This window comes from Nocardia arseniciresistens (assembly GCF_046764875.1).
GTDB lineage: Bacteria > Actinomycetota > Actinomycetes > Mycobacteriales > Mycobacteriaceae > Nocardia > Nocardia arseniciresistens.
On record NZ_JBKORD010000018.1, the window covers coordinates 65,409 to 87,591 of the forward strand.

Genomic DNA, 22,183 nt, shown 5'->3' on the forward strand with positions numbered 1-22,183 from the left:
TCCATACAAACGGCGATACTTGCTCCCCATGGACCCAGGTTGGATCGCTCTGATCGGCGCCGCTGTTGGCGCGGTCGGAGCTTCGAGCACAGCGGCGATAGCGGGACGATCGGCTCGCCGTGTTGCTTTGTCCCAGAAGGCAAGTGACAGCACCCAGTGGCAGAGAGAGAAGCGACGAGACGCCTATGCCGCGTTTTTGGACGCGGGGGCACAGGCCCGGGACGAACTCATTTCGATATGGCGACTTGTCCGTTCGGCGGGTCTGGACGATGCGGGGATCCGAGCGCGATTGGAGTCGGCGCACGTGCTCACCGATCAGGTCAGACGCGCTAGCGCTACCAACTTTGTCGAAGGGCCGCAATCCATACTGGTGCCGACGCGCCGAGCCGAGGAGAGCATCGTCATCTTCCGGAGTCTGCTGGAAAAGTTGCTCTTGAAGCCCCTGCCGGAGCGGAACTCCGTGGAAGAGGCAGGGGTGTGCCTCGGCTTGGAGGCGCAGATTCGCATCGATCTCGACCGTTTCGCTGCGAGCGCACGCGAGGTACTGGATGCCGCCGAGCATCAGAGCGTTCTGATCAACGCAGAGTCTTTGCCACCTGCGGCGGCGGAGCTTCAGTGGCTGCTGGCACAGATACGCGGATTGCAGCCGGAACCGTGGCCGATCGACGTCGAACAACCGTTGTTCGCGACGGGAATCGACTCGCTGGCCTTGCTGGCGATCGGGAGAAAAGCGCGACATGAGCTCGCATTCGATGGCGAGAGCACCTGGCTGCTTTCCTCGATGACGACGAAATCGGTCGAAGAGGTGGCGGGGTATCTCGCACTGGGCAGAACCAATGGTGGACCAGGTAGCGCAGTCGCCTGAGCCGACCTTCCGAGCAAGTCAAACTCAAAGCCATTGCCCTCCCAGTTCACAACGCGACTCGGCCAGGAGGAGCCAACGGTTCTCCTGGCCCGAAATTGCATGGGGGTCCGATGCGCCTCGGCGGGTGCATTTTCGCGTGTTAGGTGCGGTCGATGGTTTCGATCAAGTAGTCCAGGACCTGCCGTGCACCGTCGGTGTACCCGGTCTGATGCACGCGCGAGTCACGCCCGGCGAGGTCAGCGGCGATCGGGGCGAGGCCGATGAGTTCAAGCCCACTGCCGAGCCAGTCCCCGGCAGAAGCTTTTTCGGCCGCGCGACACGCCATCTCTGGGCCGTGGCCGATGTCGGTGGCGACGCGGGCGACATCGACGCGGGTGAAGAATGTCCACGACCTGCGCTGCTACCGCAGTCCACCCCGGGGAGTCCAAAGGGCGCGGTTGGGGAACGTCTCGTCTATGCGATTGGGAGTGAGCGACTTCCGCGTCGTGACCTCGGCGTATAGCCAAGATGGCATACGTATCTGCGACAAACGTGTGTGACGCGTATTCTGAATCCGGCACTAGCGCAAGCGAAGTCGCCGACGGATCGACCTCCGTCTCGGGTGTCGTCGATTGGTCCCTCGTCGAGGGATGCGACACCTCGGGCTTTACGAAGCCCGGCACTCAGGATGGAGGTCGATGCATGAGGCGACATTTGCCACGACATGTCGTGGACAAGGCGAAGGCCGCTGCGGTTTTTTCTCCGCAGCGGCCTCACTGGTAAACGCTGCGTACGCGGTCTACCGGGTTGGCCTCCGCGATGAGAGATGCAGCGTTCTCGCACGTCCAACCCGCATGTGCATCTGTGACGGCAGTTCCGGACATCCGCACTCCTTGATCGTTCTCGGGGTTCCGGTAGTAATCGCCGAACTCCTCGGCCAGCTCCGTGAACATGAGAACTCGGCGGACGGCGGAGATATCGGCCAGTTCGCCAGCGAGATAAGAGATGATCCGGCATGGCCGGTGCCCTGCCCGGTTGACGACGCTCGCCGAAGTTCAGTGAGCGCCGTCATGGTGGCCAGGTCAGCCGAGGGAGAGGCTGATCTGCGACGAGGCGTTGTAGCCTCCCACGTTTGAGCTGCTGATCGACGGCGAAAGCTGGTAACCGGGGACGGTATCTTGCTGGCTGATCCTCGACACGGACGAGCTTTCCACCCAGAGGAACGATGCGACCTCGGTGCCTGCGTTGTTCTGGTCCGCCACGGTGATCACCCAATCGTCGGTGTCGCGGTCCACAGTTGGCTCTGCGCATCGGTGGTTTCCAACGGCCAGAGCACAACCGACGTGCCGGGTTGCATCCCGTCACCCTGCACGCCCAGCACGAGCGGCTGGTCGGTACCCATCACCTGGCTCATGATGTAGAAGACCTGATCAGGTGGAGGTGTCATCGGTGATCATCCTCTCCGAGGTCGCTGCAACCGGAACTCACACCAGCCGGGAGCGACCACGAGCAGATTCACCCCACCATCGGGGGACCGGTCACCTCCGACGAACGCCGATACAAGAGATGGCACCACGTGATCCACCATGAACAATAGGCGATCGTGAGCTCGGTCGATGCCACTTCCCGCAACATCAGGCCCTCCGAGAAAGCAAGGGACGCTCACGCAGGTCGCCCTCCCGCTGCTTGGCTGCGCATCTCCGTTTTCGGTTGGTAGAACGAGGATCGATTTTGCACGGCGCCTGGCGAAGTCATGGCCCGATCAGATCGACCACATCTTCGTCTGACCGATCGCGCGCCATTCGGAAGTTCCGGACGTTCCACACGGACGCCAACGGCCCGAGATAGCCTCGGGCCGTTGATCTTCGGACTGTTTCATCTGGCCGCCGTGCAGGGGTGCCGACAGTGTCATCGATTGCGAAATCCAGCTGGGGACTTCGAATATGCCGCTACTTGACCGAGTTGGCCAACTGATCCGCATATGGGGCAGTGAATTTTCCGACAATGGGAAGCCCAGCGCGGACACCGCCTGTGTTGTTCGTCTGGACCATGGCCATGATCCAGACGACGACTGCGAGGACCGCGACCGCGAGTCCGGCGAGGCTGAAGATGATCCCCAGGACTCCGAGGAGCGAGCCGACGATGCTCAGAACAATATTGATCACCGAGACCGCCCCGAAGAAGACGATCGATTGCGAGGCATGGAATTTCACGTCGGGATCGTTCTTTCCCATAAATAGGAAGATGATTCCGGTGAGCCACCCCAGCGCGTACGACAGGATCGCGCTGGTCTTTTTGTCCAAGCCGGCGGGCTGCGGTTGGTTCGTGGGAGATTGAGAAGATGTCATGGGGTAAGTAGATGCCGCGCGCGCCACCTACCGATCCCAGGTTTCAGCACGGCCCCACAGGTCGCGGGCCAGCTGGCGACCGGGATCCGGGACGTGGTTCTCTCGACCAGATGACTGCCAACGACCTCGAAACGCCTGGGTGATGGCTCATTACACAATCGAGCACCGAAAAGGCCGCAGAGTAGCCGAGTTGGTCTCCGAGCTGACTTCCGTCACGTCAGGTACTAGCGGCGGCGGATGATGTCCTGGGACACCATCGCGCAGGTTCCGCGCTCGAACCGGCACTGCAGCAGGCGGGCGACCGTCGACTTGCCAGGCCGAATTGCCTCGAATCACCGCAAGAGTGCTCATTTTTGAGGAATTGCTTCCGACCTGCGTGGGCTTTGGGGACGGTTGCCGGGCTCACAAGGTATCAGCAGTCGTGGTGGCCGGGAGGGCGTACCCGGTAGCTCGGATCGCCAGCGGTCAGGACCAACGGCCTGGATTCGACGGTCGGTGAAGTCCAGGCGGTAGATCGCAGGCATCGGCCATCGTCTACGACGAGCGCCGGTTCGTGGAGTGTGTCGCTGGTACGTGAATTACGTTGCGTCACTACTGATTCAGCTTGGGCAGACCCGTCCGCGAACTACCCGGGGCGTTCGCGGACGAGTCGAGCCGGGTCAGCCGCCGATCGAGCGGACCCACAGTTGCCAGCCGCTGCCTTGCTGGCCATAGACGCAATCGGGCCAGGTGTCGGAGCCACGGTACTGCTCCCCGGCTGCCACACACTGTGCATTGGTCTCGTACTCGCCGGCAAACACGCCTTCGGCGGTCGCGTTGCCCGCCGCCGCACCGAGAACAACCATCGCCGTGGCACCGGCTGCAAAAACTCCCCAAACTGTTCGCATGGCCGACAGCATGCCAAGGGGACACGGCTCCGCTGTTCCCCAAACTGGGGAGCGTTGCTGTCGCGTCCGTCGGTTGCTGACCGAGCGGCTGGACGAAGCCGGGGTCAACGCGCTGCTCTAGCCGCCTCCCGAGCTGGTGGCCCGGCGATAGTGGGCAATCGGGACCAAGATCGGCAGCCGATCGCCAGAATTGGAGCCATGTCGACAGGGGTCGTTTCAACGTTGGTTACGGGCCTGCTGCCATTACTCGGCGCAGGGCTCGGCGCATCGGCAACGCTTATGGTGCAACGGAGTTCGGCACGTTCGGCGAAGCTCAAGTTCCTTGCGGAAAGTCGTCTTGCCCGCAGAGAGGAGGTGAAGTCGGCGATCATCGACTACTTCGAGGCAACCCAGAGATTGCAGGGGGAGCTCGATATCCGTGAGCGTGGAGGTACCCCCGCCGATCTGAAGCGGCTGATCGAGAGCGTTTGGCTAGCAGAGAAGCGGGTCGAGATCATCTGCTCAGATGCTTTGCGGGACCGCGTAGTTGCTCATGCCCGGGGATTGCACGCCGCCGTGCGGGACCCTGCGACCTACCCTGACTGGTGGGCTCATTGCTCGGCGCTCCAATCCGACCTGCTCGCAGAAGCAAAGGCAGAGCTGATACCAAAGCACGATTGGTGAATGCGTTCAGCGGGCGGTGCGCCATCCGCTGCACTTCTGGACAGTGGGCGACATCATGGCGATGCCGCGATGGTGGTTCTCGATGCCACGGCGCTGGGCGAAATCGCCGAGGGATCGGTACTGCATCCGTCGCCAACGGCGATCCAGCGACCGGCATCGTCGATATGCCCGGAAACCGCCTGGCAGTGCTCACGGCCATCAACGGAAACCTGATCGCCATCAATCAGCCGGTTGGCCGGTAATTTCGCCATCTCTAAGTCGGCCTGCCACCGAGATTCGCCGAGACACGGATGCTGCGCGCATCGGCATGTGCGAGAAGTCTTCAGCTGCAGCAGGTCTCATCCGCTGACCGCGCGTTCCGCGGTAATAGCGTGGCACAACTGTCCGAAACTCGTCCAGGACAGCTGATACCACGCTAGAGTCGGCCCTCGAAGGGTGGAACTGGAACACGTTCCAATGGGAGGGGCTTCATCATGCCGAGATGGCGAATCGGATCATTGCTGTGCGCGGCCGCGGTGGCGGTGAGCATGGGCGTCGGGCCCGCACAGGCGGAACTACCGGTGGAATACAGCGCGTTCAGCGGAATACGTGCCGAGCTGGCCAACCCCGGCGGCTCACTGCCGGGCAGCAACAACTGGGACTGTAAACCCATTGCGGCACACCCGAATCCGGTGGTGCTGGTGCACGGCGGGGCCGGAGCAGGTGCCCAAACCAATTGGGGCACAATCACTCCGCTGCTGATCAACGAAGGCTATTGCGTTTACGCGTTGACCTACGGCGCCCTCGACCTGCCCTGGCCGGTTTCGGCGCTCGGCGGGATGACCGGCACCGCCGAGCAGAACGCGCGCACCATCGGCAGCTTCATCGAGCGGGTACTGGCCGCGACCGGCGCCCAGAAAGTCGATATCGTCGGCCATTCCCTAGGCACGCTGCTGCCGAACTACTACGCGAAACGATTCGGTGGCGCGTCTCGGATCGACCACTACGTCAGCTTGGCTCCGGTGTGGCAGGGCACCTTCGGCGATCAGTTGGCCACAGCTCGCGAGTACGCCGCTGCACTGGGCGTCGGTCCGTCCCTTGAAGCGGTATTGGCCGCCCAACCCACTGGGAAGGAAGCGCAGACCGGTTCGCCGCTCATGGTCGACCTGCATTCCGACGGCATGTACGTCCCCGGCATCACCTACACGAATATCGTCACCAGCCACGACCAGGTCGTCCTGCCCTACACCTCTGGCCTGCTGCCCGGCGACAAGGTGACGAATATCGTTCTGCAAGACGGCTGTTCGCAGGACATGGCCGATCACCTGGGCATCGTCGCCGATCCGCGCGCAGCCACCTATGTACTCAACGCCCTCGATCCGCGACACCCGCGCCCGGTGCCCTGCGCCGCTGGATAGTTCACGGCCGCGCGTCGATGCAAAATCCGGTGCTGGGCAGAGGAGTCTCGAGGCTGGCACGCGGGGTACTGTCGTCAGCCGCAGCGGGTCTCATCCGCTGACCGCGCGCTCCGCGGCATAGAAAGACGTTCTGCGCCGCGGTGTGGACGGGTGAACGTCCTCCTGATGTTCGGATGGCGTGCGGCTAGCGGTCCGCACGACATGGTCAGTGGCCGGGCGTCAAAATTTTGCAGCCTGGCACGCTGTGCTCGGTGGCTTCTGGTCGGCAAAACCGATTGTCAGGATCGGGGGCGCCAAGCAAGATTGGGCGCGTGGATACGTCAGGTTCTACCGTCCTGCGATGGCAGTTCGATCTGGTCTGGTCGTTGTTCGAGTTCCATCTCGATCGGCTGGAGGACGACGACTACCTTTGGGAGCCTGTGGGTTTGTGTTGGACCCTGCGCCGCGACGAACGCGGCGTCTGGGTGCCGGACTGGGCGGACTCCGAGCCTGACCCGATTCCGGTCCCAACCATCGGTTGGATCAGCTGGCACATCGGGTGGTGGTGGAGCGTCGCCATCGATCACATGCGGGAACGTGCGCCACGAGACCGGACCGAGATCGAGTGGCCGGGACCAGGACCTGCGGTCACCGACTGGCTGCACGGCCTGCGCAAGGAATGGCTGCGGATTCTGAACCAGATCGCCGAGGCCGACCTCGATGCCCCGGCGGCGTTTCCGTGGCAGGGCGAGTCCGGCATGTCCGTCGCTCACACCCTCGCATGGGTGAACGGCGAGCTGATGAAGAACGTCGCCGAGATCGGCCAGTTACGGCTGCTGCGCGCGGCCCGGAACGACGATTGACGCCGGACATCCCGGGGACGAAACGCGCGCATCGGCTACTTAACACTGGTGCACGGGCCTGATCCCGGCCAGGATCGGGTCCAGGTGCCCGGTGAGAAGCTCCCTAATCGGCTGCCCATTATGGTGCGTTGGTCGCACGGTTGAGGGGATCGACGCCGGCAAGCGCCGAACTGGCGGCCCATAGCTTGGCGGCGGTGTCGAGGTCCGTCATGTTTGGGTGGGGCGTTTCTTGATGTGGTCGTCCGCGAAGACCGAAAACTCGTGACCCCCAGAGTTGCCCGCTGGTGATCTCGGTGTCCAGAACGGCTCGGACGATGGGGTGGGCCCCCGCGTGCTTGCCGTGCAGCACCGCATTCGCGGGAGTCCGCGCAGGCGTTGAAAAGTGGTGTGAGCGAACAATGGTGGCCGGGCCGGAGTCAAGGTGTCCAGGGCGCCGCCGGGGTGGACGACAATGCTGGCGGTGCCGACGGCACGCAAACGGCGATCCAGTTCGAAACCGAACAGCATCTGCGCCAGTTTCGATCGCCCGTAGCTACGCTTGGGCCGATAGTCGTGCTCGGACTGCAGATCGGCAAGATCGAGCCGCTCCGACCGGGCCGCGAAGCTACCCACGGTGATCACCCGGCTGTTGGCGACTGCTCTCAGCATCGGCGCCAGATGAGCGATCAGCGCGAAATGCCCGAGATGGTTTGTCGCGAACATCAATTCGTGTCCCTGAGCGCTCACGCGGCGTTCCGGCCCCGACAGCATGACCCCGGCATTGAGCACGACCGCGTCCAAGCTGTCGACGCCGAGGGCATCCACCGTCGCAGGCAGAGAGGACAGATCTGCCAGATCCAAGCGAACCTGACGCAGCCGAGCACCCTCGACACGTGCCCGGATCGCCTGCACCGCCAGGTCGGCCTTGCCGGTGTCGCGGCAGCCGAGCACAACGGTGGCGCCGCTGGCCGCGAGTTGTTCTGCGGCGAAATACCCGATGCCCGCGTTGGCGCCAGTCACCAGAAACGTCTTCCCGTCGGCACGATGGCCGCTCTGCCAGGTCATGCCATCGACCCTCACACCAAACTCTTGCACCGCGCTCACACCTCACTGACATGCGGGCGCGGTGTCAAGTTCGGCTGCTCTGCTGGGTGATGCTCAATACCTCTGTGGAGGTGAAGATTTGGGAACCAGCGGCGGTGTAGACGGTGGAGCCGTCGCGACGCCGAAACATCACTCTCTCCGGCTCGGTTGGCCCGGCGGTTCGGAGCCGACGTCATGACGCATCGCAGCTAGCTGGCGTAGCTGAACAGCACCAGCTGCTCGCTGTCGATGAACGAGCCCCTAATCCGCCGGGCATCCCGCCCAGCAGTGCTCGCACCCCTCCGCAAGGTGCGCACTCGACGTTCCACCTCGACCTGGACGTCCGAGCCGCACAGCGTCCGAACTGAACTGGTGCGCGCCCGGTGACGTCAGCTGTGTATGCCATCCAGCCCGGAACGGATAGCAACTGTCCTGTTCGGGTATGGGTTTCGGGGGTTAGTTTTCGTGGGTGGTTGCGGAGTGCGGACATAGTTCGGGTTCTGAGCCGTGTCGGGTCGAGTGTGCTGCCCGGCGGGGCACCGCCGCCGGAGGCAGGGAGTTCGAGATCGCTTATGTCGATGCCGAATTCGGCGAGCAGCGGCGGCTGGGGTTGGCGGATGCGTGGTGGGGTCGGTCAGTGAACGGCCCTACTTCACACCCAGCCCACACCGCTGCTTACAGTGAGTTCGGCTGAGGACATCGCATCTGTGTCACTTCACTGTCAGGGTCGCCTCGATGGGAGCCGCATACTTTCTGAATGGCAAGGTGGAAGAAGACGCGGTGAAAGCCCTGGTCATCATGACTGCGGTAGTAGTCGACGCATTCGGCGCCAACCCGCAACCGGCAAGCGTAGAGGAAGGCGCGATTCTGATGAACGCGGCCGGAGTTCTGATCAACGCTGCATCCCTGGCATCAGACTCGGTAGCACTGCACACCGGCGAGGATTGGATGACTCGGGTCGTGGAGAGCGGCCTGCTGGTCGGGACTCGTTTCGAGTCGGCCGCGGTCTACGACCTAGCGAACAGCCGACTCGGGATCGCGCTGGCACTGGGCGGCCTGACCCCCACACAGTGGTTCAAGATCTTTCACTGGTCCCGACGGATCCCGAAACATCCCACTACCAGTCGTTATGGCAATTTCAGGATTCCGAACACTGCTCAGTACGCGGGGTGAGCGCACCGACGCTGGGAGCCCGCTGCTCTGATCGGCCGTCGTCTCGATAGTGAAGAGCGAGGCCAGCAGCCGACTGCTGTCGGTGCCGACAGCTACTGTCCGCGATATGGACACAGCCGGTGCCGACAGCACCGCCACCGAAGGTCTCACACAGATCAATCGACCTAACCGATCTGCTCGGCGGCGCGCCGAAAGCAACGATGGCGAGCTGCTCAACGCTGAGTTCTCCGTCGAGGCAGACGGAGAGGCATTTTCGTTGATCATCGAAAGTGCCGGCGGAAAAATCGTCGGCAGCGCACTGCCCCGCAACAGCGACTATGTACCTCTACTAGAGGTGCTCCTCGCCCGGCTGCGTGAGCTCGACGCGACAATTGTTGCAGCCGAAGTCATCTCGTCGAACGCCGCCAAACTCCCAGTTGGCGAACGCCGACTAGTTCACAGCCCCATCGCAATGTCCAGCATCTCCGACGTCCGCCAACTCCGGCTCGATCTCACCCGGACACAGGGGCGGGTCGGGCTGCCACCGTCCTCGAAAAAGGAAGGCAATGGCCGCAAACGAGTTCTCCTGCGAATCACCGTTGCCAACTACGGCCCCGAAGACGCCGATCAACTGGCTACAGACCTGTCCCGCAGCGCGGTCACGCTTGCAACCGAACACCTAAGCATCGGCGAAACGGATGGTCACGCCCAGGTCAGAATCCGGCGTGAACAGTCGCGACTCCGACGAATTCTATGTGGATCAGGCGAAACCGGCATCTGCGCCCTGTGCGGCCACGAGTTCCCGACCGGGCTTCTCGTCGCTGCCCACATCAAGAAGCGCCGGAACTGCACCCCGAATGAGCGCCGCGACCTGTCCAACGTAGCCATGCTCGCCTGCACCTTCGGCTGCGACGCCTTGTACGAAGACGGATGGGTCTCCGTCGATCACACAGGCCGCATCCTCATCGCCAACAAGGCAGTAGCCACCCCTGCGGTCCGGGACCGCCTGGCATCTCTCGCTGGCATCGTATGCGACGCACACAAACCCAGCTCGGAACCCTACTTTGCATGGCACCGCGCCACCGTCTTCCGTAGCAGGCCTTGAATTCACAATCAGCTCGACCGATCTGCCGGATCTCCCCCGCTTTCGTGCCCCGCTTGTTTAAGCTGCTCCAGGGTCAGGGGTCAGTGTCGATCCAGTGAAACCTTAAACGCCACAGTAAAGTTCGCAACAGCACCGCGATACGAATGCGCGCACAAGGGGTCTCGACTTAGCAGGGGGTTCGATTGAACAACGAAGCTATACTTGTCAATCAATATCTGAAGGCGGCTCAACACGCCCGGGAGACTCCGCTGCCCGACGACATCGCGTTCGAGCTGTTCGCGGCGCAGTGCGTCCTGCGGGAGTTCGACTTGTCAGATGAGGAGATCGAGCTGGGCCGCATCGGCGGAGGCATGGACGGCGGTATTGACGGGCTCTATGTCTTCCTGGACGGAGTCCTGCTCAACGAGGACTCAGGGTTGTTCGCTGACGACTACAAGGCGTCGAACGTACGCAAGAACGCCGAGCTCGACGTATGGATCATCCAGGCCAAACAGGAGTCGTCCTTCACAGAGACGGCTTTCGACAAGCTGCAATCCTCTCTCGGACGGCTCTTCGATCTGGCTAAGACCGACGAGCAGCTAGAGATCCTCTACTCCAAAGAGCTGATCTCGCGCGTCCGTCTGTTCACCGACGCGTGGTTGAAGCTCGGCATTCGTAAACCCCTGATCACCATGCATGTGGACTACGTCACAAAGGGTGACTGCAGCGCAGCAGGAAAAGCTGTCGAGCACAAGCGATCCGAGCTTGAGACATTCCTCGAGTCTCAAGTTAGCGGTGCCGCCTCAATCGCACGACTGGTCGGAGCGGCAGAGCTCTACCAGCTGTCGAGCACCGAGCCTGAGTATGACCTCCAGTTGCGGGTCGCACATTATGTGCCGAAGGGCACCGCCTACTCGGGGCTTGTGCGGCTAAACGACTACTACGACTTCCTCTCCGACGACCGGGGGCGGCTGCGCACGAACCTGTTCGACTCCAACGTCCGTGACTACCAGGGCGAGGTTATGGTGAACCGCGCCATCCAATCAACGCTGGAATCCTATGCCGACGAGGACTTCTGGTGGTTCAACAACGGCGTCACGATACTGTGCTCATCGGTGTCGATCAGCGGCGACAGCACGTTCACCCTCACTGGCGTGCAGATCGTCAACGGCATGCAAACCTCGCACGAAGTCCACACAGCTGTCAGCAAGAGCCGACTCGAAGACGAGCGGTGGCAAAATCGATCGGTTTCGGTCAGGATCATCCAGGCGCTCGACGAGGAAGTCCGAGACAAGATCATTCGAGCGACCAACAGCCAGACCAAGGTCCACGACGCTTCCCTCCACGCGACCGAGAAGATCCATCGTCAGATCGAGGCCCACTTCAAAGCTCACGGATGGTTCTACGACCGTCGGAAGAACTTCTATAAGAACACCGGCAAGGCTGCGGATCGAATCATCAGCATCCCCGCGCTGGGACAGGCCATCATGGCGATGGGCCTCTCACGACCGAACGATGCCCGCGCCCGTCCGACCACACTGTTGAACAACGCCAAGGATTACGGTTCTCTGTTCAACGAGAGGACCGATTTGGACGTGTACTTGTGGCTTGCCTCGGTCCAGCGCCGCGTCGACACCCTGATGCTGACCGCGGCCGAACGGTTCGTGCGGGCCAACTTGAGGTTCCACGTGAGCTGCTTCATCGCGACACGGCATCACGGTGCCGCGATCTACAATCCAAAGCAGTTGGCCAAGCTCGCGGCTGATCCGTTGAACTTTGATCTGGACTATGTATCGAAGGTGACAGAGCAGCTACAAGACCTTGCTGAGTCAGTCGGCAAGGGGAATGACTGGACCCTGGATCGGGTCGCGAAGAGCAAGCCGTTCGTCGAGGTGACCATCGCCGCGGCGCTTGAAGTCGTTTCCGAATAGTTCATTCCATCCGCCTGTAGCCCGGTACACCGCCATGATGTCCCCCTAGCGCTCACCCACAAAGAACGCTATTGACCGAGTCACCACGGGGCGGGCCGACGAGATACTTGGGGTCTTTCGCGAAGGCTGAGCCCGGCCAAAACTTGTCGGTGGGCGATGGGATGCTTTGGCGCATGATGCGATTGACGACCGACCAGTACTTCCGACTCGTTGCGGTCGAGGTTGGCGGCGTTGTCGTATCGTTGGTGCCTGGCGTTGGCATTGATGACGTCAGGGGAGTGACTGACCGGGTGGAAGGTTCCCGGCATCGCGACAGCCCCATGAATGGCTTTCGCGGACGCGAATTCGATCTAAGGTAGCAGCAGCTGATGTCCGTAGATATGTACGAGTACCGCTTTCGGCAAGAACTGGATAAAGTAGACAAGTTTGAACCGAAAGAGACACGCGACCCTCACGTCTGGCCCCGAGCCGGCTCCAAGGAAGGTGAATTCCCGGCCTGGCGAGCGTTGTTCTCCGCACGGCTGCTGCATGGGCACAGTACGGGTTATCGGCTGTTCTCCCATGAAGAATTCTTCATGTTCTGCGAGCAGTCCTACACCAAGCACCACCCGGAGCCGGAACGCTTCGCGGACTATTTCAAAGGGGACCTGCGTGCAGGAATGCATCAACGGGTCGGGGTTTGGTATGAGTCCGGAATGGCCGAGACATACCTTTACGTGTGTCTGGTGGAAGCGCTCGAGGATAAAGCGCAAGTCGGAATGGTGCTCTATGACACGCGCGTGGATTGGAAACTGAAGTCCGACATTGTCGTTCACATCAAGGGCCGCCACACGATCCGAGTGAACGCTCACGTAGGCCCCAGCGAGGAGCGCCCGAACATCGAGCGGCGACGCGATGGCATCGAACGCATGCGCAAACAGAACACCTCCGATTCAGCTCACTGGGGCAATAAGGCGCTAGCGGATATGCCAGTGTTCGAAATCTCGATCACCGACGACGACCTGCAGGTCATCAACGGATGCCGGGTGTTCTCGATGACTGCGATCAATCGCCTACTGAACCAGATGTATGTCCACGCTGAAGTAACAGGCGACAAGCGTTGGGTCTTCCCCTTGTCACGTCCGCGGTAAATCGGACGAAGCGACCGCCCGGCGGCTATGTCGGGCGGTCCCTGACCTGCGCCAACAGACTGGCAAGCGCACTGGGATCTCGCGTCTGACACTCCCAGATGATGAGAACGCACCAGCCTTCCGCTTCGAGTTCCTCGCGTCGGCACGCGTCTCGGGCGATATTGCCGTCGAGTTTGCTGGTCCAGTAATCCGTATTCGACGCTGGCCGTACAGATCTCGGGCAACCAGGATGCTGGTGCCAGAAACATCCATGGACAAACAATGCGATCCGTCGGCTGGGGAAAACAAGGTCCGGCTTCCCGGGTAGACGCCGATCGTGGAGACGATACCGCAGGCCTGCAGCATGGAGAAAGCGGCGCACAGCCATCTCTGGGGCGGTGTCGCGTGATGGAACTGCCCGCATCGTTCTGCTTCGTTGCTCAGGCGTCTCATTCATCAGATCGTTTTAGCCGAAAACAGGCAATAGATCGGAAATCTCGAAGCTGACGGCATACTGCTTCAGCCACCGAGCTCCGAGACCGTCACGCAGCCTGTTCCTCAGCCGAGGCGGGATGCTGGTCTGCAGAGACAGCGACCAATGGCTCAATCAAGTTCTGAGCAAGGAAGCGAACCACGTTCACCGCTACTCCGTCCCCCGCGAGATGGTACGCATCGTTGTAGCGCTCGGGCAGCTGGTAATCGTCCGGCAGCCCCATTAACCGAGCTGCTTCGCGTGGTGACAGCAACCGTGAGCGGACGCTGTCACCTTCGACGACGAGGATGGTCTGGCGACTGGAGCCTCCAGACGGGGTACGCAAGCAGCCGGCGACTTCGTCGAAACGGACCTCCGCCCGTTGCACCTTCGCCCGGATCTCTTTTCCGTCGATAACCGCGGTGACTTTCCCTTCCGGGCGCATCCGCTTGTAGACGGTCCCTATCCTGCGGCCGCCTTTTTCTTTCGTGTACTTTTTCGCTGCTTCAACTTTGGCTTGGTTGACCGGGTTCATCAGAACGTTTACGAGGCGTTCGGTTACCTCGGGACTGTTCCAAGCGACGCCCTCGGGTTCATCTCCCTCGATCAGGTCGGCGAAGGTCTGGTATTCGTCGCGCTTGGCTGGCGCCTCCGGCAGCTTCCACCACAGCCACGACTTCTTGGCAGCAGGCGCCAAGTGTCCATACGCCGTGCGCAGGGCCTTGGTGTGCCACAAGCCATCTGGTCCGTCTGTGACGAGGTGGTCGGGTACCGGTTGGCTCTTGTCTATCGCGATGATGAACAACCGCGGCCGGGACTGCGGCACCCAATGGGAGGCATTGATGACAACCGCGCCGAAGTTGTAACCGGCCTCCTCGAGTTCGTTCCCCAGCGTCGAGAATGCCTGGCCCTCCTCGGAGGTCAGCGCTCCGACAACGTTCTCCAACACCACTACCCGGGGAGCGGAGCCTGCCGCCCGGAAGCCCTTGACCAGGTTCCAGAAAGGATGAAATGAACCGGACCTCTCACCGCTGAGACCTGCGCCGTTGCCCGCCAGCGATAGGTCTTGGCAGGGAAATGATCCCCACACCAGATCGGCGTCGCCATGCTTGCGCGCGGCCTCAACTGTCAGCTTCGCCACGTCGCCAGGAACCATCACGGATTCCGATGGCTCAGGGTGCCAGTTCTTATTGTAGATGGTGACCTTTTTGTCATCAAAGTCGTTGGCGAGCAGGCACTTCCAGTTCGCGCCCAATCCTGCCCGAGCCATGCCGCCACCGGCGAAGAACTCGTAGAAGCTGTACTGGTGCATCTGTCCCCTCTTGTCTCTCCGCGCTCGTCCGCCGTTTTGCGCACAGCACGCCCGCATTGCCAGTTCCTATTGCTCACCACAGCGGTCACCATCGAACTGCTCCGGACTCGGGACTCACGCCAGCAACGCCTAGGTGCCACTTGCTCACCTGAATTACAACCCTGTCATTATCCATCCCATTCCGGCGGACACGCTACAGCACACACCCGACAGGCGCGGCTGACATCTGCCGGCAGGAGGGCTGCTCGGTGATGGTTTTGACCGCCGCACTGCCGCGCGTGCTTCCAAGGGGAACGCGCAGCAACGGTTGCCAGTCGACGTCTCCGAGACCCGCTTCATGCCCCCGACCGGTTAGCGAAACTTCGGTGAGGACTTTCTTACTGTCTGATGTCCTTTATCGTTGAAGTCAGTTCGGCATGGAAGCTCGACATCGATGCCCTGCCGATCATGATCGCAGTGCGAGGATCTCCCGCCCCAGGCTTAGAGGCAAAGGCCACAGTCCGCGGGTCAGCGGGTTACGCAGCGCTGCCTTCACCGCCGTGGACTATCGTCGGCACGGCGCGGTGGGTGCATCAGAACGCTCACAACCGCTGGACCTGCTCAGCGGGCTCCAGTCACTCCGCAGTGGGTTGAACCGACCTACGGTATTACGAACTCCCCGTATCTCGCCTCAGCGTTTATCGGCATCAATCCGGCTACGACTGAACCGGCCCCACCACAGACGAGCTGGCTACAGGTTCTCCGGAATCACAACCTTGAGGGACTGGTCCGCCTCGGCCACTTCGATGCGGGCGTTATAGATTTCAAGAAGTCGTCGCAGCTCAGCGCGCACTTTGTCCTGCCGGAACCCTGCCACCTCTTCGATGTTGGTTCCAACGAAATCCTCGATTGTCTGGATCGCGACTCTGTTCGCGATCCCCGCATCTTCAGCATGGACCTCGGCTCTGAGCAGCTGATCCTTCGGGACGAGCACACGCGGTCGAAAGCCTTGTTTAAGATTCTCAAGGCAGCGTCCCTGAAAGACGTCGGGCCCCGGTGCCATGGTGACGTGGATGGCGGTGTCGCCGATCTGGTAGTCGCCCGCGCGTTGGGTCTGGAGATCGGCGGTGGTGTAGCTCTCGCCGTTGATCTCTTCGAGGGGAAACCGGATCTCAAGTTTGGCGCCGACGAGATGCTGGACGATGGCGCCGGCGGAGTTGCCGCCCCGGTCGCGCCCGGCGGCTATCAGGCTAGCGACGACCGCGCGAATCGACCAGGCAGGGTCGATGTCAGCGCTGATCTTCTGCCGCCCGAAGTAGTCTTCCCAAACGCGGTCGACGAACCATGCCTGCAACAGCCGAGCCAGAGCGTGGCGCTCGGCGAGGCCCAGGGCGTGCACTCCAGCCGCCGTACCCGTGCTGTTGATCGTATCCGCGAGCTGCGCGGCGAGGACGATGGTTTTGCGAGAGGTGCGCCCACCTTCTCGGGTGAACTTCCGGATCTCCCCATGGTCGGCTAGCAGCATCTTCGCTCTATAGCCGCTGGCTCCCTTCACCTGGGTATCCGCCTTGTACACGGCGCGGCTAGGTACTCGGTGACGTAGAGCCCCGCGCACATCACGTTGGAGTCGACTTTGCCCTTGCCGCTCCGATTGCCTTCGTACCAGGGCTCAATCGCGGCTAGCAGCGCCCCGGCGATCGCGGTGATCTGTGCGGATTCCTCGTGCCCGTTCGGCTTGACCATGTCGTACAACATCCTTCTGTATGAAGCTGCCGACCTGAATGAGCGTCGTTGATCGTCGAAAAGTTCTTCCGGCCGTCAGAACCGGCCGCTACTCGGTCGCCAGTTCGCCGGAGAGATGCAGCCCAAGGCACTCGTCAGCCAGCCACTGCACTGCGTTCACGCACACCGCGTCGCCGAATCCCATGATTGATTGGTCACGGCTTACTGGAAGCGTCGATTGCGACGATCGGCGGTCGATTGCCAAAAGGTGCCCGAGCGCACACCGGCCAGGCCCTGTCGACCGCCTGCGATGAGAGATCGGTGCAGGGAAAGGACGCCCACGCGAGACTCAGGCTGGTCGGCAAGCGCACGGCCTTGATGTTGTTGGCGACTTTCCGGATTTTCCTGACGTGATAGTACATCTCGGTGTCGACGAAGTTGCCTGTGTACATGCCCTGCTTGTCAGGGGCGAAATCGTTCGCCCAAGTCACTTTGAAGGTCGCGTTCTGTGCCTTCTCCAGACCGAGTCGCGCCAATCCGATCCCGGCGGAAGAATTCCGCGACTTCGAATTCCATTGTTGTGCCGCCTGCCGGCACTGCCCTGAGAGCTCGCTCTCGCACGTCGACTGGGAGAGAGGGGCAGCCAAGGCGAGACCAAGATCAAGGGCGCAAGTCACGGAGCTGACCCTATGCGACGTCTCCGACAAGAAGTCCGTTCGCCGCGTGGAGAACATGGGAGTGCTCGCGTCGCTCGGCTGCGGCGACCTATTGTGATCGGGTGGGACAGATCACGGAATCGTGGGCATCCTCACCGGGTGCGCGTGCCAGCATGCAGGCCAACCGAAGTCGAGACACCCGGCCCGAGTTGGCGTTGCGGCGTGCCGTCCACGCGCTCGGTCTTCGCTATCGCGTCGCGGCTCGACCAGTGCCGAGTCTCCGTCGCACCGCCGATCTGGTGTTCATAGGTCCCAAAGTCGCCGTCTTTTTGGACGGCTGCTTCTGGCACGGCTGCCCCGAACATCACACGGTGGCGGTGCGCAACGGCGCTTACTGGGCCGAGAAGGTCGCGAAGAACCGCATGCGCGACGCGGATACCGACCGGCGGCTCGCTGCAGCCGGCTGGGCGGTTGTGCGGATCTGGGAGCATGAAGACCCTCTTCCGGCAGCCCGGCGGGTCCTCGGGATCGTCTCCCCTCGTCGGCAGATCCAACGAGGGGAGAAGGACTGCGGCTGAAGGTGATCAGCCGGTCTGCCGGCCACCGAGACTTCTCACGCTGAACCGAATCCGGAAACCGTGAAACCCGGGTCGAGAGTAAGGTTTGACCGTCTCCACAACTCCTTTGGAGGCGTGATCAAGGCTGACTTCTCCCAGACGAACCCGGTCGGGTCAGCCGGGACCATTCGGCGAAGTACGTGCGAATCAAGCTCGTAGACGGATTCGACATGCGACTGGTCGAGCTCTTCGACGACGAACGCCGCACTCTGGAAGACCACCTGCAGCAGACGCCATTCATCACCGTACTGCTGGCTCTTTTCGAACTCGTTGCGGGAGAGATGGAACGCCTGAGCTGTCCTCGGCCCCGCGCCCTTCACTTCGATTCGGTCCACAAATGGGTCTCGCACTTCGATGTCGTACCCGAAGACGTCGGATATACGGGCTACGTGGGCGGGTTTCAATCCGGAGTACCGCAGCGCTGCGAGCACGAAAAGCTCTGCGGCGTCGCCGATCTGCTTCTGCCATTCGGTCTGCGCGGAGAAATAGAGATTGTCGTAGGCGTCGATGAGAAGCCGGTCGAGATTCGGTTCGAGCCATCGCAGCGAATCGAGGTCGCTTGCCGGAATGTACTCTCTTGCAACGGCATCGTGGTTCACGGCCAGGCGTAGCCACGCAGGAGGAGCCGTGATCAGCAAGAGCCGAGCCACCTGGAAGAGCCCGTCGGCGTCGTGACAATCGGTGGCGGCGTCCAACTGCGGTGAGAGCTCCAACGATCGCCCGATTCGCGCCAGTCCGCTGCCGACGAGCATCTTCGCGGAAGCCTCAAGATCGAGGGCGGCAGCAAGGAACGAACCGTGCATTCGAGCTGCGGCAACCCAGTCGTCCACGCTACGACGGGGAGCCAGGGTTGCGGTACGGGCGAGCAGCAGGACTCCATAGCAGAATCCGTGTCTAGGTAGCATTTCCGTCTGCGGCTTGAAGGTACGCCGTCAACACCTCGGCGTCGTCGATCGCGACCGGCGGTTCGCTTGTTCCCGCGTCCGTCTCCGGCAGCGCAACTTGGACGAGCCCGGGGTCGTCCATCAACTGCGCCAGCGCCACGATCTTCTCGCGGAGACGTCCGTCTACGAGCTCGTCGATAGTTCCGCCGCTGATCAGCAAAGTATATCTAGTGAGCACGCCGTCCCGAAGCCCTAGACGATGAATTCGGTCCTGGCTCTGAAGATAGTGACCTGCGTTGAAGGTGCGGTCGATGTAGATAGCGTGGTGACACCAGTGGTGGAGGCTCACGCCTTCGCCGCACGCCGCTGGATTGGCCAGTAGGACGGTGCAATCGGGGTCATTGCGGAATCGATCAAGCTCGTCGTCTCGCGTCAGGACCCCCGGCGCGGCACCGTCGGCCGGCGGGACTCCGCCGTGGACGACGGCTGGATGGTAGTCCTTGAGATGCGGCGCCAGTATGCGCAGGTTGCGAACGAACGTCGACCAGACGATCACCTTCTCTTTTTCGCTCGCCGCTTTCGCGACGATTTCTGCGACTTTGTCATACTTCCAAGGGATCTCGTGTTCGCGATACCGCTGAAGCAAGTGGGCGAGGTGCTCGTCGCCTCGCAGTTCCACCGGCGGATGCGTGAACTCCTGCAGGTCGTGCTCGTCCGAACCAGCGACCAGCAGCATTGGATTCGTGGCGGCCTCGAGAAGGTACATCATCACGCGACCGATTCGGCCGAACTGACGCCGTGTATCGCGGTCCAGTGCGAATGCTCCTCGGTACTGTCCGAGAAGCGCGTCGTAGATCGCCTGTTGAATCGGCCGCATAGGCGCGGTGACCACGTCGAAGTTCGTCGGCGGCAGTTCGAGTCGGGACTTGGGCGTTCGGACGAAATAGCGTGAGATGGCAGCGCCGGTCTCGAGGAGTACATCCTGGTCGCGGCCGGAGCGCTCGAAGTATGCGCTGGCCGGAAGGATCTGCTGATCCTGCCCGGGATACAGGAATCTGATCGGCGCGATGAGGTCGAAAGCTCCCTGCGGAGCAGGGGTTCCGGTGAGGACGTCCCGTCGCCGTGCGGCATAGGCGAGGTCGAGTACAGCGCGGCCGTGAACCCCCTCCTCACCTCGCTTGATCCGGTGCGCTTCGTCGAGAATCACATGAGTCGGTCGCAGGTCGACGAACTCTCTGATCCGGTCGTAGTCAGACGCCACACGGTTGTAGTTGGTCAGCAGGATGTCGAGATCGTCCTGGATGAGCGATGCATTGCCTGTGTGTATCGCAATCGAGGGAGCAGACGACAGGCACTCTACAGAGTCCTCTTTCCATGCCTGGAAGGCTGCGATCGGAGCGACGACCAGCATCTGCTCTACTCGGCCTCTCGCACGGTTGAGGGTGAAGTTGGCGAGAGCGACTGTAGTTTTGCCCGCTCCGGGCACGGAGAAGTCCGCCCCGTGCGGGAGTCTCAGAATAGTGGCAAGATTCTCGAGCTGAAACGCCTTGAGCACGCGCTTGAAACCGGCGCTGCGCAGCTCGGCTTCGAGGTCGTCCGTCGGTGCCCAAACCGGTTCTGTGAACACCTTCTCTCGAGCTTTCCGATCTTGAGCGAGAGACCGCAGTTGGTCAGTGAGTGTCGGACCCAGCTGGATCTTCTGGCCGAACAGATCCCGCACTTCGCGAACGGCGGCGAGCTCGGCCAGGAACACATCGGCGCGCACGTCGGTCCGGTCAGTCGATCCGCCGACGATGCCGCGAGAGAGCGCTTCCTGCAGTCGAGCCCAGGCCCCGTCGTTCGCGTCATCCCGACGCTCGACGATCACGAGCGGGCGACCGGCTCGATACAGCTCCGCGAATATCAACGAGTCTCCTTGAGCGCCTTCAGGAGCTCCTCAATCTTGGCGATACCTTCTGTGAGGCTCGACTCGTCCCACTCGGGGAAGGCTCGGGCTTTGGGCAGTGCGGCGACCGCTCTCTGGAGTTCTTCGATCGCTTTGTTCACTCGCTTGATCGGCGATGAGAGTGCGCTCTTGTCCCGGCCCTGCTCCTCCGCCTCATCGGCCGCAGCAGTTATCGAGCTCTTCAAGCTGCTGAGCAGATCGTGCACGCTCACCTTCTCGCCGTCGACAAGCGTCAGGTTCGCTTCGGGACGCTTTGTCGCGACGAACCCCAGAAGGCTGTGCAGAGGTGAGGCGGGCACCGTCTCGCCCAGCACATCATCGAGGTCGTCGTCGACGTCCGACGATCCATTCGAAGTCTGAGCGTCGGCCGTTTCCAACAAAGGTCGAAGCGTTGGCTCTTTCTCTAGCTCCTCCCGGACTAGCTCGGCGGCGTCGGCGCGGCGGAGGTTGCGCAGCTTCCGGTACTCGGTTCCCGCGAGCGTTCCGAGGAAGTAGACCGCCTTCACAGCGTCGGCCTCCTGGGTCGGCTTGTTGCGGATGAACGCCGCCAGCTCGTCGAAGGCCGACTCGTTTCCTGTGAAGCTCAGATGGTCACGTGCACCCTCGGACAGTGCTACCAGCTGGTGAACCTGCTGCAACTTCTCGTACAGATCGCGAACATCGCTCGGCTTGCGGTGCGTGCGGGCCGCGACACGGTCCCAGTTCTTCCCCTCTCGGTTGTAGTGCTTCTCGATCCTGAGTGCCGTGTTGATCCAGGAGTAGCCCTCTTTGAAATCTCGCGCCACCTGCAGTTCGGTTTCGAGATCCTCCAGCTCGTCTGCAGTCGCGTCAGAGGGTAGGACCAGGCACTTCACGTATTTGGTCTTCAGAAAGCCGTCTTCGAATAGCGACCGCATCGCGGCTGAGCGTCGATTGCCATTGATGAGGATTCCGTCGGCGGTGATAATGGCCGGCTCCTGCTGGCCGCGTTCACGCAGATCGGCCTTGAGCGCCTCGAACCCGTCCTGGCTGCGAAGGATCTCGTACTGGGCCTTCTGCGCGTCGGGGCCCAGTGGATCGGAGCTGAAGAGATCAGGGCGGCTGGTGGTCTTGACCATGCGGAGCTGCTCGGCGCGGGTCCGGCCGTTGAGCGTGGAGAAGCGGATCCAGGTGACCTCCAACTCGACCTGCGGCATGTCCCTGTCCTCCCGCGGCCAGGCGGGAAGAGTGACAGGGTTCTTCTTCTCTCGGGCGGCGAGGAGCGCAGCGCGGTCCGGGGCGAGAGCAGGGAGGGGCAT

Annotated in this window: 23 protein-coding genes; 9 read left to right on the forward strand and 14 right to left on the reverse strand. The window is 61.9% G+C overall.

Annotation, left to right across the window (positions count from 1 at the left end):
- Positions 1-28: 28 nt before the first annotated feature.
- Positions 29-865 (forward strand): hypothetical protein, encoded by an 837-nt coding sequence (locus ACLMAJ_RS29685; RefSeq protein ID WP_412017153.1) that lies wholly within the window; start codon positions 29-31, stop codon positions 863-865.
- Positions 866-1,004: 139 nt separating this feature from the next.
- Here the strand turns inward: ACLMAJ_RS29685 and ACLMAJ_RS29690 are convergent, their stop codons facing one another.
- The 5 genes from ACLMAJ_RS29690 to ACLMAJ_RS29710 form a co-directional block, all read right to left on the reverse strand.
- Positions 1,005-1,190 carry a hypothetical protein gene (locus tag ACLMAJ_RS29690; protein ID WP_412017154.1) on the reverse strand — a complete coding sequence of 62 codons (186 nt, stop codon included), beginning with the start codon at positions 1,188-1,190 and terminating at the stop codon, positions 1,005-1,007.
- Between the two features lie 736 nt (positions 1,191-1,926).
- Positions 1,927-2,139: a hypothetical protein gene (locus ACLMAJ_RS29695; protein WP_412017155.1), complete on the reverse strand. Its 213-nt coding sequence runs from the start codon at positions 2,137-2,139 to the stop codon at positions 1,927-1,929.
- Complete coding sequence (locus ACLMAJ_RS29700) at positions 2,112-2,291, reverse strand: hypothetical protein (RefSeq protein WP_412017156.1); 180 nt, start codon at positions 2,289-2,291, stop codon at positions 2,112-2,114. Before ACLMAJ_RS29700 ends, ACLMAJ_RS29695 begins: the two co-directional genes overlap by 28 nt.
- Before the next feature lie 502 nt (positions 2,292-2,793).
- Positions 2,794-3,219, reverse strand: a complete 426-nt coding sequence (locus ACLMAJ_RS29705) for a DUF4870 domain-containing protein (protein ID WP_412017157.1) — start codon at positions 3,217-3,219, stop codon at positions 2,794-2,796.
- A 632-nt stretch (positions 3,220-3,851) separates the two neighbouring features.
- Positions 3,852-4,037, reverse strand: coding sequence for a hypothetical protein (locus tag ACLMAJ_RS29710; RefSeq protein WP_412017158.1), 186 nt, complete (start codon positions 4,035-4,037; stop codon positions 3,852-3,854).
- A gap of 240 nt (positions 4,038-4,277) precedes the next feature.
- Between ACLMAJ_RS29710 and ACLMAJ_RS29715 the strand changes: the two genes are divergently transcribed.
- The 3 genes from ACLMAJ_RS29715 to ACLMAJ_RS29725 all read left to right on the forward strand — a co-directional run bounded on the left by ACLMAJ_RS29715 (position 4,278) and on the right by ACLMAJ_RS29725 (position 6,981).
- Positions 4,278-4,742: a hypothetical protein gene (locus tag ACLMAJ_RS29715; protein WP_412017159.1), complete on the forward strand. Its 465-nt coding sequence runs from the start codon at positions 4,278-4,280 to the stop codon at positions 4,740-4,742.
- A 473-nt stretch (positions 4,743-5,215) separates the two neighbouring features.
- The gene (locus ACLMAJ_RS29720) at positions 5,216-6,139 is read left to right on the forward strand and encodes an esterase/lipase family protein (protein WP_412017160.1); all 924 of its coding nucleotides are present in this window, start codon (positions 5,216-5,218) and stop codon (positions 6,137-6,139) included.
- Positions 6,140-6,450: 311 nt separating this feature from the next.
- On the forward strand, positions 6,451-6,981 hold the full coding sequence (locus ACLMAJ_RS29725) for a DinB family protein (RefSeq protein WP_412017161.1): 531 nt from the start codon (positions 6,451-6,453) through the stop codon (positions 6,979-6,981).
- Between the two features lie 207 nt (positions 6,982-7,188).
- Here the strand turns inward: ACLMAJ_RS29725 and ACLMAJ_RS29730 are convergent, their stop codons facing one another.
- A complete protein-coding gene (locus tag ACLMAJ_RS29730) occupies positions 7,189-8,025 on the reverse strand; it encodes an SDR family NAD(P)-dependent oxidoreductase (RefSeq protein WP_412017162.1) in 837 nt (278 codons plus the stop codon).
- 753 nt (positions 8,026-8,778) lie between these two features.
- Between ACLMAJ_RS29730 and ACLMAJ_RS29735 the strand changes: the two genes are divergently transcribed.
- From ACLMAJ_RS29735 to ACLMAJ_RS29750, 4 genes are all read left to right on the forward strand, one after another.
- Positions 8,779-9,216, forward strand: coding sequence for a hypothetical protein (locus tag ACLMAJ_RS29735; RefSeq protein WP_412017163.1), 438 nt, complete (start codon positions 8,779-8,781; stop codon positions 9,214-9,216).
- A 106-nt stretch (positions 9,217-9,322) separates the two neighbouring features.
- Complete coding sequence (locus ACLMAJ_RS29740) at positions 9,323-10,300, forward strand: hypothetical protein (protein ID WP_412017164.1); 978 nt, start codon at positions 9,323-9,325, stop codon at positions 10,298-10,300.
- A gap of 182 nt (positions 10,301-10,482) precedes the next feature.
- Positions 10,483-12,210, forward strand: coding sequence for an AIPR family protein (locus tag ACLMAJ_RS29745; protein WP_412017165.1), 1,728 nt, complete (start codon positions 10,483-10,485; stop codon positions 12,208-12,210).
- Between the two features lie 368 nt (positions 12,211-12,578).
- Positions 12,579-13,340: a hypothetical protein gene (locus ACLMAJ_RS29750; protein WP_412017166.1), complete on the forward strand. Its 762-nt coding sequence runs from the start codon at positions 12,579-12,581 to the stop codon at positions 13,338-13,340.
- 25 nt (positions 13,341-13,365) lie between these two features.
- Here the strand turns inward: ACLMAJ_RS29750 and ACLMAJ_RS29755 are convergent, their stop codons facing one another.
- The 5 genes from ACLMAJ_RS29755 to ACLMAJ_RS29775 form a co-directional block, all read right to left on the reverse strand.
- The gene (locus tag ACLMAJ_RS29755; protein ID WP_412017167.1) at positions 13,366-13,776 is read right to left on the reverse strand and encodes a very short patch repair endonuclease; all 411 of its coding nucleotides are present in this window, start codon (positions 13,774-13,776) and stop codon (positions 13,366-13,368) included.
- Between the two features lie 85 nt (positions 13,777-13,861).
- Positions 13,862-15,103, reverse strand: a complete 1,242-nt coding sequence (locus ACLMAJ_RS29760; RefSeq protein ID WP_412017168.1) for a DNA cytosine methyltransferase — start codon at positions 15,101-15,103, stop codon at positions 13,862-13,864.
- A gap of 730 nt (positions 15,104-15,833) precedes the next feature.
- On the reverse strand, positions 15,834-16,607 hold the full coding sequence (locus ACLMAJ_RS29765) for a DUF4928 family protein (protein WP_412017169.1): 774 nt from the start codon (positions 16,605-16,607) through the stop codon (positions 15,834-15,836).
- 26 nt (positions 16,608-16,633) lie between these two features.
- Positions 16,634-16,825 (reverse strand): hypothetical protein, encoded by a 192-nt coding sequence (locus ACLMAJ_RS29770; RefSeq protein WP_412017170.1) that lies wholly within the window; start codon positions 16,823-16,825, stop codon positions 16,634-16,636.
- A gap of 194 nt (positions 16,826-17,019) precedes the next feature.
- Positions 17,020-17,481: a DNA cytosine methyltransferase gene (locus ACLMAJ_RS29775; RefSeq protein WP_412017171.1), complete on the reverse strand. Its 462-nt coding sequence runs from the start codon at positions 17,479-17,481 to the stop codon at positions 17,020-17,022.
- 152 nt (positions 17,482-17,633) lie between these two features.
- Here ACLMAJ_RS29775 and ACLMAJ_RS29780 point away from each other — a divergent pair, with 152 nt between their 5' ends.
- Positions 17,634-18,038, forward strand: coding sequence for a very short patch repair endonuclease (locus tag ACLMAJ_RS29780; protein ID WP_412017297.1), 405 nt, complete (start codon positions 17,634-17,636; stop codon positions 18,036-18,038).
- A 35-nt stretch (positions 18,039-18,073) separates the two neighbouring features.
- Here ACLMAJ_RS29780 and ACLMAJ_RS29785 read toward each other — a convergent pair whose 3' ends face one another.
- The 3 genes from ACLMAJ_RS29785 to ACLMAJ_RS29795 all read right to left on the reverse strand — a co-directional run bounded on the left by ACLMAJ_RS29785 (position 18,074) and on the right by ACLMAJ_RS29795 (position 22,183).
- Complete coding sequence (locus ACLMAJ_RS29785; RefSeq protein ID WP_412017172.1) at positions 18,074-18,772, reverse strand: protein NO VEIN domain-containing protein; 699 nt, start codon at positions 18,770-18,772, stop codon at positions 18,074-18,076.
- Between the two features lie 199 nt (positions 18,773-18,971).
- Complete coding sequence (locus ACLMAJ_RS29790; RefSeq protein WP_412017173.1) at positions 18,972-20,828, reverse strand: DEAD/DEAH box helicase; 1,857 nt, start codon at positions 20,826-20,828, stop codon at positions 18,972-18,974.
- Positions 20,829-20,863: 35 nt separating this feature from the next.
- A complete protein-coding gene (locus tag ACLMAJ_RS29795; protein WP_412017174.1) occupies positions 20,864-22,183 on the reverse strand; it encodes a ParB N-terminal domain-containing protein in 1,320 nt (439 codons plus the stop codon).